The sequence below is a fragment of the Rhizobium sp. RHZ01 genome, assembly GCF_014851595.1.
GTDB lineage: Bacteria > Pseudomonadota > Alphaproteobacteria > Rhizobiales > Rhizobiaceae > Rhizobium > Rhizobium altiplani.
This window is the reverse complement of sequence record NZ_JACUZZ010000004.1, coordinates 120,700-132,354: the sequence shown is the minus strand read 5'-3', so window position 1 is coordinate 132,354 and position 11,655 is coordinate 120,700. Positions and strand designations below refer to the sequence as shown.

Below are 11,655 nucleotides of genomic sequence, written 5' to 3'. Positions count from 1 at the left end.
TATTTTCTTTCGAGGCTCGCCGGATTATCCGAACCGGCAATTGCCGCTTTCGGAGAAAATTTTTCCGCCACGATGCAACCCGCACTTCGACGGCTTTCCGCGCGCCGTGCTTTCCGCTAATCCTCATGCCCGGCATTCAGGAGAGGATTGGAACATGGCAAAAGTCGCATTCATCGGTCTTGGCGTAATGGGGTTTCCCATGGCTGGCCATCTCAAGGTGAAGGGCGGCCATGACGTTACCGTCTATAACCGGACTGCATCGAAGGCGGCGGCCTGGGCGGAGAAGCTCGGCGGCAAATCGGCCCCAACACCCGCCGAAGCGGCCAAGGATGCGGATTTCGTCTTTACCTGCGTCGGCAACGACGATGATCTCCGTTCGGTGACAATAGGCGAGGACGGCGTTCTCAAGACGATGAAGCCGGGTTCAATCCTGATCGACAACACGACCGCGAGCGCGGAAGTTGCCCGCGAGCTCGATGCCGCCGCAAAAGGCAAGGGCTGCGCCTTTATCGATGCCCCGGTATCGGGTGGACAGGCCGGCGCCGAGAACGGCGTCTTGACCGTCATGTGCGGTGGTGACGAGGCCATCTTTGACAAGGCAAAGCCGGTGATCGATGCCTACGCCCGGATGGTCGGCCTCATGGGACCGGCGGGTGCCGGTCAGCTGACCAAGATGATCAACCAGATCTGCATCGCCGGCCTCGTCCAAGGGCTGGCGGAGGGCATTCACTTCGGCAAGCGCGCCGGCCTCGACATCGAGAAGGTCGTCGAGGTTATCTCCAAGGGTGCTGCCGGCTCCTGGCAGATGGAGAACCGGCACAAAACGATGAATGCAGGCAAGTACGACTTCGGCTTTGCCATCGACTGGATGCGCAAGGATCTCGGGATCGTGCTCAACGAGGCACGCCGCAACGGCGCAAAGCTGCCGGTGACGGCCTTGGTCGACCAATTCTATGGTGACGTCCAGGCCATGGGCGGCAATCGCTGGGATACGTCCTCGCTCCTGGCCCGTCTCGAATAATGATCGGTCCCTCCTCCAGCAGCGCGGAGCTGATTGCGCATCTGCAAACGCTGCGCTCGGAGGAAAACATATCAGGCATGGCCCGTTTCGGCATCGTCACCGAAACGGCGCTCGGCATCTCCAATTCGGATCTCCGAAAGATCGCCCGAACGGTGAAGCAAAGTAACGGCCGTGCGCTGGAGCTGTGGCAAGGCAACATCCGCGAAGCTCGCCTGCTAGCGCTCTATACGGCCGAACCGCAGAAGCTCACGGCAGACCTCGCCAGAACATGGTCCGATAACTTTCACTCGTGGGAAATCGTCGATACGGCGGCAGACCTCTACGTCGAGGCTGGTCTCAAGGCGCTCATACCTGAATTCGCAGCCGACGATCGCGAGTTCGTTCGGCGAACTGCCTTTGCGATGATTGCCAGCGCAGCCGTGCATCTGAAGAATGAGCCGGACGACACGATCCTTGCCTGGCTTCCACTCATAGACGCGCACGCTCGCGACCCGCGCAATTTCGTACGCAAGGCGGTGAACTGGGCGCTGCGAAACATCGGCAAACGCAACCTGCATTGCCATGCTCGCGCATGCACAGTCGCAGAACGACTTGCCGCATCCGACGACCGGACCGCGCGCTGGATCGGCAAAGAAACCGTCCGGGAACTCAAAAGCGAGAAGGTCATCGCGAGGGTCGAGCGAAAGTCGGCAACGCGATAATCGCTGTAAAAGACAGCGAGCGGATGATGGTATCCGCCCGCCGTCCTTCCCCCCCACTATTTCTGGATGCAGGTATCGACCGTATCCTTGGTGCACTCATCGAGGCCGGTGAAGACTGGATCCGGGACCGTCTTGCCGGCGATCAGGTCCATCATCACTGACGGTGCCTTGTAGCCCATTTCGAACGGCCGCTGGCCGACAAGAGCGGTGACGAGACCTTCCTTGGCGATCGCGACTTCATCACCGATCGTGTCGGCCGCACCGATCACGAACTCGTTCTTGCCGATCTTTTCGGCCATCGGCTTGAACAGGTCGCGATAGGGCTGCGGCGCGCCGAACAGCGGCCAGCCGCCCATAATCCCGAAAGCATCGAGATCCGGGTTAGCCTGGAGAATGTCGGTCATGGCCTGAACGCCTTTGGCGCCATCGTCGTTCGTGAAGACCGGGCAACCGGCAACTTCGGTCCACCCGCCCTCGCCTTTCAGCGCGGTCAGGCCTTTCTGGCCGGTCAGGGTGTCACGCATCCCCTGCGCACGACGCAGAATGTTGTCGGCACCCGGGTTGCCTTCGATCGTGCAGATCTTGCCGCCCTGCGGCTTGGCCTTCTTGATGTACTCGCCGATGCGCGCGCCCATCAGATAGTTATCGGTGCCGAGATAGGTCTTGCGCAGTGCTGAATCTTCCGCCGCAAGGTCGGCGTCGAGCGTCATCACGGGAACCTTGGGATTTGCCGTCTTCAGCGTCTGAGCGATCAGTTTGGCGTTCGACGGAGAAATGGCGATGGCCACCGTTTCCGCCTTGCCCAACACGTCCTGAACGATTTGCGCTTCGCCGGCTTCATCCGAAGTCGATGCAGGGCCAGTGTAGAAGCACTCGTATTCGGAGCTGGCGTTTTCCTTGTTCCACTTCTGGCAGCCTTGGTTGATTGCCTCGAAGAACGGGTTGTCGAGGCCTTTCACAACGATGACCAACTGTTTCTTGGCCGCCAGCGCCTGTCCCGCCGTCAGCGCCAGCACCGCGGCTGTAAGCAATAATGCCTTCCTCATAGCTTCCTCCCATTGAAAAAATGGCGGACGCCATCGTCCGCCACATGATCAACCCGGATACCAGACGATGCGAGGATCCTCCTCCAAACGCACATACCCCCAGGCCGAGTCGATTAGCATTTCCAGATCGTAGACGGGCCGCCATTCGAGCAGGTATTTCGCCTTGCTGTTGTCCATCCAGTTGGAATGGAACTGGCTCGGTATATCGACCGCACCGAGGCCGCGCGTCCGCGAAAGGTGGGCGGCAACCTCGCCGTAGTCGACAGGTCGGTCCATGCAGATGTTGAACAGCTGACCTCGCGCGCGCGGATTGTCGAGCGACGCGAGGATCGCCGAAACCAGATCGTCAACGTGAACGAAATTGCGCTTCAGCGGCCTGCCGTCGGCATCGCGCAACAACGGCACCGTCCGCTCCCGCTGATAGCGCTCCGCATCAGCCCGCGGCACGAGTGTCTTCCAGTCCGGCCCGCCGAAAACATCGTCGCCGAACGACAAGGTGAACTTGAAGTCGTCCTTCTCCATGATCCAGGGCGCGCGCAAGCAGCAGCCGTTTATGCCATACTGTATCTGGAACTGCTCCAGCATCACCTCTTCCAGCACCTTCGACAGCGCATAGCAGCCGGGATAGGCCTGGTGAGGCGTAGCCTCTGTGATTGGCGCTTCATGGCGATAGAAAAAGTGCCCTATCCCTGCATCGCCGCCGATAAGAATGAATTGGCGCGCAGTAGCGCTCGTCCTGAAGCCCTCGAGCAGCCAGAAAAGTCCCTTGACGGTGACGTCCATGACATCTTCAGGCGTTTCCTTGCATGTCGCGAGATGCACGACATGCGTGACGCCGGCAAGCGCATTCGACACGGCCCCTCGATCGCTGATTGAGCCTCGCACAGCTTCGACGCGCTCGTTTTCCGGGCACAAGCGATTATGACAAAGCGCGCGAATGCGCGCCTTGGAAAATCGCGGATCGTCGAGCAGCCCCCCGATGAAGCGCTGCCCGACCTTGCCCGTTGCACCGGTGACAAGGATCAGCATGCTCTCCTCCGTCAACAGCTAATATACAGAGACCTCCGCGCGTCAATCGAATTGTAGTATGAAACGAGTAATTGTAACAAAGACGGTAAATTAGCAGCATCCGATTGACGGTTTCGCACGGTTCTGGGTAAATGTTGTAAGCGCTCGCAGGGAGGAAACTGGCGAGCGAATCAGCGGCCCCAAGAAAGGGTCGCGCTTTGGGAGGCTAGACGGCTGGTGGCAGTTCTTGAGCTCGCCAACATCTCCAAACATTTCGGCGCCATACAGGCGGTCAACGACGTTTCGTTTTTACTGGAAGCGGGAGAAGTCGTCGGATTGATGGGCGATAACGGCGCCGGCAAATCGACGCTCGTGAAAATGATCGCGGGCAATTTCCGTCCGAGCCATGGAACGATGCGGCTCGACGGCAACGACCTCATTCTGCATCGACCAGTCGAGGCCCGGCAGCGGGGCATCGAGATCGTCCACCAGGACCTGGCGCTCTGCAACAATCTGACGGCCGCAGCGAACGTGTTCCTCGGCCGCGAGATGCGCCGTGGTTACGGCCCCATGCGCATTCTCGATTACAAGACGATGTACAAGCGCGCCGGCGAAATCTTCAAGGAACTGAAATCGGAGACGCGGCCGCGAGATCTGGTGAAGCAGATGTCGGGTGGTCAGCGCCAGGCCGTCGCAATCGCTCGCACCATGCTGGCGGAAGCGAAGCTCGTGCTCATGGACGAGCCTACCGCCGCCATCTCGGTTCGCCAGGTTGCCGAGGTTCTTGCTCACATCCGTCAACTGCGCGATCGCGGCATCGCGGTCATTCTCATCAGCCACCGCATGCCTGACGTTTTCTCGGTCGCCGATCGGGTGATCGTCATGCGGCGCGGGCGCAAGGTTGCCGACAAGCCGATAACGGCGAGTTCGCCAGAGGAAGTCACCGGGCTCATAACAGGCGCAATCGAACAGGTGTGACTGGCAGCCGCTCCCTAACGTAAGTGAAGGTCGACCATGGCAATAACCCTCGATCAGACGATAGCGCAAAGGCAGCGCAACTGGTTCTCGTCCGTGTTCGCGAGCCAGACCTTCTGGGTCCTCGTCGCCGTCATCATCGCCTGCATCTTCCTGTCCTTCGCCACGAGCTCCTTCGCCACCCCCACCAATCTCTACAACATCACCCGCAACGTCACCTTTGTCGCCATCATTGCTCTCGGCATGACGCTGGTCATCATCACCGGAGGCATCGATCTGTCCGTTGGGTCGGTTCTTTGCCTCTGCAGTATGGTGTTGGCGGTTACGATGCATGCCGGCTATGGGATCGGGACCGGCATTGCGGCCTCGATCGGCACGGCGCTGGTGGTCGGCGCCTTCAACGGCCTGTTGATTGCCTATCTCGGATTCCCGCCGTTCGTCGTCACCCTTGGCATGCTGTCAATTGCCCGCAGCCTCGCAATGGTGGCCTCCAACAACACCGTCGTCTTCCAGTTCGGCCCGGATCACGACAAGCTGCTAGCGCTTGGCGGCGGCGCATGGCTCGGCATCGCCAATCCGGTCCTTTACATGGCCGTGCTGGCGCTGCTGACCGGCTTCGTGCTGCGCTGGACGCGCTTCGGCCGTTATGTCTTCGCGATTGGTGGAAACGAGCATGCAGCCACGCTGACGGGCGTGCCTGTCAGGAAGATCAAAGTCGCGGTCTATATGATCTCGGCTCTATCAGCCGGTGTCGCCGGCATCATCCAGACCGGATGGCTGGGTGCCGTAACCACGAACATCGGTGCAGGGATGGAACTGCAGGTCATCGCCGCAGCCGTCATCGGCGGCGCCAATCTTGCAGGTGGCGTCGGCACCGCCTTCGGCGCCATTGTCGGCGCCGCGTTGATCGAGGTCATCCGCAACAGCCTCGGCCTGCTCGGCATCAACGCCTTCTGGCAGGGCACCTTCATCGGCGGCGCGATCGTTCTCGCGGTTCTGTTTGACCGGCTCAGGAACCTGCGGCAGAGCGACTAGCAACTGCCGCGGCTCTCGTATCAGTCCTCGTTCGACTTCGCGTTGTCGAGGATCATGTAATCGAGCGGCAACTGCGTCGAATACTTGATCTGCTCCATCGCGAAGGCGGAAGACACGTCGCGAATCTCGATCTTTGCGATCATCCGCTTGTAGAAGGCGTCATAGGCGGCAATGTCAGGCACGACCACCCGCAGAAGGTAGTCCACGTCGCCGCTCATGCGATAGAACTCGACCACCTCGGGAAAATCGGCAACGACTTCCGAAAAACGCCGCAGCCACTCGATCGAGTGTGTTGCGGTGCGGATCGAGACAAAAACCGTGACCTTTGTGTTGACCTTTTCCGGGTCAAGGATGGCGACGCGGCGCTTGATCACGCCATCCTCTTCCATCTTCTGGATGCGCCGCCAGCAGGGTGTCGTGGACAGCCCGACCTTCTTGGCGAGATCGGCAACAGCCAAAGTCGAATCCTCCTGCAACAGGCGCAGGATTTTGCGGTCGAGACGGTCCATACGGAAAAGCCCTTTCGAATTTATTTTCTTTGTATAGCGTGATTCCGGCAGTTTAAAAGAATTTTGTTTCAGCGCAGCAATGAGGCAACCCGCTCTCGCAGCACAGGCAACAACTCCGTCTCGAACCACGGGTTGCGCTTGATCCATCCGGTATTGCGCCAGCTCGGATGAGGCAGCGGCAAGATGCCAGGCATGCGGACCTTCGACAGCGTCGTTCGCCAGGCTCGCACCGTCTCCGTCATATTCTCGCTGCGCTCCGCGCCCATGTGCCACGCCTGCGCATATTGGCCGACTGCAAGGACAAGCTCGATCTGCGGCATAGCCGATATGACCCTGCTCCGCCAATGCGGCGCACATTCACGCCGCGGCGGCAGGTCGCTTCCCTTCGAGTCATAGCCGGGAAAACAGAAGCCCATCGGCACGATGGCGAAACAGTCGGGGTCGTAGAACGTCTCCCGATCCACCCTCAGCCAGTCGCGCAACCGGTCGCCGGATCCATCATTGAAGGGAATGCCGCTCTCATGAACCTTGAGGCCGGGCGCCTGCCCCGCGATCAGGATCCTCGCCTTCGACGACATCACTGCAACCGGCCGCGGCTCGTGCGGCAGACGAGCGTTCGCACCGCCAAGCGGCGTGTCACGACAGATGCGGCACGCCCCAATCTCCTGCCGAAGACTATCGAGCGCCGCGTCGTCCGGCGCACCTCTTGCAATCACCATCCGAGCAACCCCAGGACACCTCGTGCAACTGGTCGCGGCGCATGGTCGCGTACGCTTCGCGGCATCTCGAAGGTGCCCGCCCAGAGCCCGACCTTCTGCGCCCTCGCCCGCGCCTCCTCGTCACCATACGCTCCGTAGGATACCGCCATGCCCTTGCGCACCATCGTGGCGTTGAGATCCGCCCCGCCAGCATGGCAGACCACCAGCAGGCGATCGAAACGGTCCCGGTCGGTTCCCCTGCACTGCGTATCGGCGGCCCTGACAAGGGCTTGTAACGCCTGCTTCGCCTCCCGCCCGCACGCCCATTCGCTGCCCGCACGCTCGCATGTCTGGCTGAGCTCGGGCGCGTCGATACCGTATAGCCGCATCCGATCGCCGCCTATGTTCAGGCTGTCGCCGTCAGCCGCATGAAACTGGCCGGCATAGACCGTTGCCGCGTCATCATTCAGCTTGGCTGCAATCAGCCACAGGAATGCCAGCAGAGCCAGCGCCGTCACGCCGTCGCGCATCACCCGCAAACCGCGCGTCACGCTTTCGCCTCCTTAAAAAACAAATCCTTGGCAAAGATGGCTAACACCATCTTAAGGATTGCGCTTTAGGGTTTAGACAACCGCGGATCAAGTTTCAACGTGCACAATGGGTACTGGCGTTAGCACATCGGCCGACAAGAACATCGTCGACAAGTCACGCAGCCACCGCAACAAGCCAGTGTCGAAGGCTGTGCGGCTGACGCGAGAGCGCCTCCAGTCGAGCCACGCCGCAAGCGGTAACTTCGATCGCGACGTGCTGGCAATGTATATCAATACGGTCCTGCAGGGCGCGTCGATCGTCCCGCTCTTCGTCATGATCATCGCCGCCCTCGGCGTCTACTTCACCGAAAACACCCAAATCTTTCTGTGGGCGCTTCTGACCCTCACGGCCCATGCGACCAACGTATTTCTGGCGCGCCGCGCCCGAGGCCAGGAGATCAACGCGACGACGGCCCGCAAATGGCGCCGCCTTCTCCTGTTTGGACAATTCATGGTCGGCTGCTGCTGGGCGGTGTTTGCCCTGCAGGACTGCACGGCATGCGAACCCTCGAGTTTCCTGCTCTACAAGGGGGCCACGCTGCTGATCGCGCTCTCGATCACTGCGATGTCGAACTTCATGCTGACGCCGTCGGTGCTCATCACCTTCGCGCCGGTCGTCCTCGGACTGATCGCCCAAGCCGGCCTTTCCCGTGGAATCCTCGAGATCAGCCTGACGGCCGTCTTCACCACGACGGTTATCCTCTTCAACTACATCAGCGACCGGCTGTTCCAGTCCAACCTCAGGATCCTCGCCTATCAGGCCGAGAAGGACGACCTGATCGCCGAGTTGGAAGTCGCAAAGTCGATGTCCGATGAGGCCCGCCGCCGTGCGGAAGAAGCAAACCTCGCAAAGTCGCGCTTCCTTGCATCCATGTCGCACGAATTGCGCACGCCTCTCAATGCGATCCTCGGCTTCTCGGAAGTCATGTCCGCCGAGGTGATGGGGCCGCTGAACAACGCCACCTACAAGGAATACACCAGCGACATTCACCGCTCGGGCGAGCACCTGCTGAACCTCATCAACGAGATCCTAGACCTCTCGCGCATCGAGGCCGGCAAATACGAGCTCAGCGAAGAAGCCGTCTCGCTGCTGAACATCTCGGAAGATTGCATCGGCATGGTGCAGCTACGCGCACGCGGCAAGAACATCACCATCTCGCCGCAGTTCGAGGCCGAATTGCCGGCCGTCTGGGCGGATGAGAAGTCGCTGCGTCAAGTCGTCCTCAATCTGCTGTCCAATGCCGTGAAGTTCACCCCGCAAGGCGGCGAAATCCGCGTCAAGGTCGGCTGGACCGCCGGCGGGGGCCAATACATCTCCATCAAGGACAATGGCCCCGGGATTCCTGAAGAAGAGATCCCCGTGGTTCTCTCGGCCTTCGGCCAGGGGTCGATCGCGATCAAGAGCGCCGAACAAGGCACCGGCCTCGGCCTGCCGATCGTTCAGGCGATCCTCGCCAAGCACGACGGCCAGTTCATCCTCAAATCGAAGCTGCGCGAAGGCACCGAAGTCATCGCCATCCTGCCCGCCAAACGCGTGCTCCAGACTGTCCCGGCGGTCGAAGATGCGCCGGCGGTCTCCCGCAAGCGCCGGAGTTTTGCTTGACCGTCTGGTCGACCACAGGCGCCTCTATCCAAACAGCAGATGCTTGCCGATCGTGAACAGCAGGAACACGCCGCACGCAACGATCATGCAGACGACGGCGAAGGAGCCGAGATCCTTGGCGTGCTTTCCGACCATGGAAATCTCCGGCGAAATCCTATCGATGACTTCCTCGATCGCCGTGTTCAGGGCCTCGACGGCAAAGAGGGCAAGAAATAGCACGACGGCAATCATCAGCTCGGCAAGCGTTGCCCCGACGACGATCAGGAGGATCAGTGAAAACGCGAAGAACAGCAGTTCCTGCCGGAATGCTGCCTCCCGGATCAACCGCCTGAAGCCGCCCAGCGAGTAGCCGGCGGCTGCAAAGAAGTGGCTGATGCCGGTGAGTTTTGTCACGGCAGGTTTCATCAAGTGCCCTCGTTGTCCGTCAATGGCGGCCTTGTCGCCGCCAGTCAGAAATTGCGAATACCGGTTCGCGGTCGCCGCGGCAAGGACTCCGTCATCAACCTGTCACAAACCTGAAGGTCAGTGCTTGTTGGTGACGCCTGCCTGCGAAAACGTCGCCATGCCGGAATGGCAGGCCGCCGCCGCCTTGACGATCCCGGCCGCAAGGGCCGCCCCCGTCCCCTCGCCGAGCCGCATGCCGAGCGCCAGAAGCGGCGTCTTGCCAAGCATTTCGATCGCCCGCAAATGGCCCGGCTCGCCGGAGACATGGCCGATCAGGCAGTGATCGAGCGCCGAAGGATTGGCCGCCTTGAGGATGGCCCCGGCTGCGGTTGCGACATAGCCGTCGATCAATACCGGAATCTTCTCGACACGCGCGGCAAGGATCGCTCCCGCCATCGCCGCGATCTCACGACCGCCGAGGCGGCGCATGATCTCGAGCGGATCGTCCAGATGATCGCTGTGGAGCGCAACGGCCCGCTCGACGGCTGCGATCTTGCGCTCCAGCATCTCGCCTTCGGAACCCGTGCCCGGACCAACCCAATCACGCGCAGTGCCGCCGTAAAGGGCGTAGTTGATCGCCGCTGCGATCGTGGTGTTGCCGATCCCCATCTCACCGATGCAGAGAAGATCGGTACCGCCTGCGATCGCTTCCATGCCGAAGGCCATGGTCGCCGCACAGTCACGCTCGGACAATGCTGGCTCTTCGGTAATGTCGCCGGTCGGATAGTCGAGCGCCAGATCGAAGACCTTCAGCCCAAGGTCATAGGCGACGCAGATCTGATTGATCGCCGCGCCGCCGGCCGCAAAATTCTCGACCATCTGCTGCGTGACGGCAGGCGGAAACGGCGTGATGCCCTGCCTGGTGACGCCATGGTTGCCGGCAAAGATCGCCACCAGCGGCCGATTCACCGCAGGCGCCCTGCCCGTCCATGCGGCGAGCCAGAATGCAATTTCCTCAAGCCGTCCGAGCGCACCGGGCGGCTTCGTCAACTGCGCATCGCGCTCGCGCGCGGCAGCAAGTGCCCTGGCATCCGGTCCCGGCAGATCGCGCAAAAGTGCCCGAAAATCGTCGAATGGCAGGCCTGAAACGCTCATGAATGCGGCTTCCTTGTCTTGGTCGGTAACTTGTCTTTTCGCTGCAAATCAGCTTCTTTCGTCGCAACTCTCTTAAAGGCAGGCGCCGAGGCGAACAACACCTAAAGCGCTGCATATGGTCGCGGGGTCGGGGTCAGAATGAATATCGGAAACTATGCGGCCGACCTTGCTCGTGCGGTTGCCTTCCTCAGCCGTATTCCGATGCCGTCTTTTGCCTTCGCCGACTTTAACGGCAAGCTTGACCGCGCCTCCCGCGCCTTCCCCGCGGCGGGCATTGTCATCGCACTGCTGCCTGCGCTCGTCTTGCTGGTCATGCTTGGCCTGCGCGCCGACCGGCTGATGTCGGCCTTCGCCGCGCTTGCCGTCCAGGCGGCATTGACCGGCGCGCTGCACGAGGATGGCCTCGCCGACTGCGCCGATGGCCTCGGCGGCGGGCGCGACCGCGATCACGCGCTTTCGATCATGAAGGACAGCCGCATCGGGACCTACGGCGCGATCTCCTTGATTCTGTCGTTTGCGCTTCGCGCGGCGGGACTCGCCGCTGTCGCACGAGAAGCCCCGCCCATGGCTGCAGCCCTTGCCATTCCGGCGATCGCCTGTATCAGCCGCGCCGCGCTCGTTTGGCACTGGCATCGGCTGCCGGCAGCAAAACCCGATGGTGTGGCGGCCGCCGCGGGACAGCCGGGCGAAGGTGCGATGCACATGGCGCTCGCCACAGCCTGCCTTTTCGCGGCCCTGCTGCTCTGGCCGAGCCTTGGCCTCCTGCCCCTCGTCTGCGCCCTTCTCGCCTGCGGTTTATCCGCCATGGTCTTCACGCGCATCGTCCGTCGCAAACTCACGGGACACACCGGCGACACGCTTGGGGCTACCCAGCAGATTTCGGAGATCGCCGCCTTCTGCGCCCTTGCCATGGCTTTCTGAAATCTCGAT

The 11,655-nt window shown here is 61.2% G+C and carries 13 protein-coding genes; 6 read left to right on the top strand and 7 right to left on the bottom strand.

What is annotated here, in order from left to right; translation table 11 throughout:
• Positions 1–106 precede the first annotated feature (106 nt).
• Together IB248_RS06785 and IB248_RS06780 are read left to right on the top strand one after the other, a co-directional pair.
• Positions 107–1,021: an NAD(P)-dependent oxidoreductase gene (locus IB248_RS06785; protein ID WP_348648569.1), complete on the top strand. Its 915-nt coding sequence runs from the start codon at positions 107–109 to the stop codon at positions 1,019–1,021.
• Positions 1,021–1,722, top strand: coding sequence for a DNA alkylation repair protein (locus IB248_RS06780; RefSeq protein ID WP_192240580.1), 702 nt, complete (start codon positions 1,021–1,023; stop codon positions 1,720–1,722). Before IB248_RS06785 ends, IB248_RS06780 begins: the two co-directional genes overlap by 1 nt.
• A 56-nt stretch (positions 1,723–1,778) precedes the next feature.
• Here the strand turns inward: IB248_RS06780 and IB248_RS06775 are convergent, their stop codons facing one another.
• Positions 1,779–2,768 (bottom strand): sugar-binding protein, encoded by a 990-nt coding sequence (locus IB248_RS06775; RefSeq protein ID WP_018854790.1) that lies wholly within the window; start codon positions 2,766–2,768, stop codon positions 1,779–1,781.
• A 48-nt stretch (positions 2,769–2,816) separates the two neighbouring features.
• On the bottom strand, positions 2,817–3,797 hold the full coding sequence (locus tag IB248_RS06770) for an NAD(P)-dependent oxidoreductase (protein ID WP_192240579.1): 981 nt from the start codon (positions 3,795–3,797) through the stop codon (positions 2,817–2,819).
• A gap of 213 nt (positions 3,798–4,010) precedes the next feature.
• Between IB248_RS06770 and IB248_RS06765 the strand changes: the two genes are divergently transcribed.
• On the top strand, positions 4,011–4,754 hold the full coding sequence (locus tag IB248_RS06765; RefSeq protein WP_062371073.1) for an ATP-binding cassette domain-containing protein: 744 nt from the start codon (positions 4,011–4,013) through the stop codon (positions 4,752–4,754).
• Between the two features lie 36 nt (positions 4,755–4,790).
• Positions 4,791–5,786 (top strand): ABC transporter permease, encoded by a 996-nt coding sequence (locus IB248_RS06760; protein ID WP_018854787.1) that lies wholly within the window; start codon positions 4,791–4,793, stop codon positions 5,784–5,786.
• 20 nt (positions 5,787–5,806) lie between these two features.
• Here the strand turns inward: IB248_RS06760 and IB248_RS06755 are convergent, their stop codons facing one another.
• The 3 genes from IB248_RS06755 to IB248_RS06745 all read right to left on the bottom strand — a co-directional run bounded on the left by IB248_RS06755 (position 5,807) and on the right by IB248_RS06745 (position 7,544).
• Positions 5,807–6,295, bottom strand: a complete 489-nt coding sequence (locus IB248_RS06755) for an Lrp/AsnC family transcriptional regulator (RefSeq protein WP_007533095.1) — start codon at positions 6,293–6,295, stop codon at positions 5,807–5,809.
• Positions 6,296–6,363: 68 nt separating this feature from the next.
• Entirely contained in the window at positions 6,364–7,014 is a 651-nt protein-coding gene (locus tag IB248_RS06750) for a uracil-DNA glycosylase family protein (protein ID WP_192240578.1), read from the bottom strand.
• Positions 7,008–7,544 (bottom strand): thermonuclease family protein, encoded by a 537-nt coding sequence (locus IB248_RS06745; RefSeq protein WP_192240577.1) that lies wholly within the window; start codon positions 7,542–7,544, stop codon positions 7,008–7,010. Before IB248_RS06745 ends, IB248_RS06750 begins: the two co-directional genes overlap by 7 nt.
• Before the next feature lie 106 nt (positions 7,545–7,650).
• Between IB248_RS06745 and IB248_RS06740 the strand changes: the two genes are divergently transcribed.
• Positions 7,651–9,186, top strand: a complete 1,536-nt coding sequence (locus IB248_RS06740) for a HAMP domain-containing sensor histidine kinase (protein WP_192240576.1) — start codon at positions 7,651–7,653, stop codon at positions 9,184–9,186.
• Between the two features lie 24 nt (positions 9,187–9,210).
• Here IB248_RS06740 and IB248_RS06735 read toward each other — a convergent pair whose 3' ends face one another.
• Both IB248_RS06735 and cobT read right to left on the bottom strand, forming a co-directional pair.
• The gene (locus tag IB248_RS06735) at positions 9,211–9,591 is read right to left on the bottom strand and encodes a diacylglycerol kinase (protein ID WP_018854783.1); all 381 of its coding nucleotides are present in this window, start codon (positions 9,589–9,591) and stop codon (positions 9,211–9,213) included.
• Between the two features lie 117 nt (positions 9,592–9,708).
• Positions 9,709–10,725, bottom strand: a complete 1,017-nt coding sequence (gene cobT, locus IB248_RS06730) for a nicotinate-nucleotide--dimethylbenzimidazole phosphoribosyltransferase (protein WP_018854782.1) — start codon at positions 10,723–10,725, stop codon at positions 9,709–9,711.
• A 138-nt stretch (positions 10,726–10,863) separates the two neighbouring features.
• Between cobT and IB248_RS06725 the strand changes: the two genes are divergently transcribed.
• On the top strand, positions 10,864–11,646 hold the full coding sequence (locus IB248_RS06725) for an adenosylcobinamide-GDP ribazoletransferase (protein WP_018854781.1): 783 nt from the start codon (positions 10,864–10,866) through the stop codon (positions 11,644–11,646).
• Positions 11,647–11,655: the final 9 nt, after the last annotated feature.

Bases quoted from the DNA above. Each gene is read 5' to 3' on its own strand.
- IB248_RS06780 (WP_192240580.1), top strand. From the start codon at position 1,021: ATGATCGGTCCCTCCTCCAGCAGCGCGGAGCTGATTGCGCATCTGCAA.
- IB248_RS06775 (WP_018854790.1), bottom strand. From the start codon at position 2,768: ATGAGGAAGGCATTATTGCTTACAGCCGCGGTGCTGGCGCTGACGGCG.
- IB248_RS06770 (WP_192240579.1), bottom strand. From the start codon at position 3,797: ATGCTGATCCTTGTCACCGGTGCAACGGGCAAGGTCGGGCAGCGCTTC.
- IB248_RS06760 (WP_018854787.1), top strand. From the start codon at position 4,791: ATGGCAATAACCCTCGATCAGACGATAGCGCAAAGGCAGCGCAACTGG.
- IB248_RS06755 (WP_007533095.1), bottom strand. From the start codon at position 6,295: ATGGACCGTCTCGACCGCAAAATCCTGCGCCTGTTGCAGGAGGATTCG.
- IB248_RS06750 (WP_192240578.1), bottom strand. From the start codon at position 7,014: ATGGTGATTGCAAGAGGTGCGCCGGACGACGCGGCGCTCGATAGTCTT.
- IB248_RS06740 (WP_192240576.1), top strand. From the start codon at position 7,651: ATGGGTACTGGCGTTAGCACATCGGCCGACAAGAACATCGTCGACAAG.
- IB248_RS06735 (WP_018854783.1), bottom strand. From the start codon at position 9,591: ATGAAACCTGCCGTGACAAAACTCACCGGCATCAGCCACTTCTTTGCA.
- cobT (WP_018854782.1), bottom strand. From the start codon at position 10,725: ATGAGCGTTTCAGGCCTGCCATTCGACGATTTTCGGGCACTTTTGCGC.
- IB248_RS06725 (WP_018854781.1), top strand. From the start codon at position 10,864: ATGAATATCGGAAACTATGCGGCCGACCTTGCTCGTGCGGTTGCCTTC.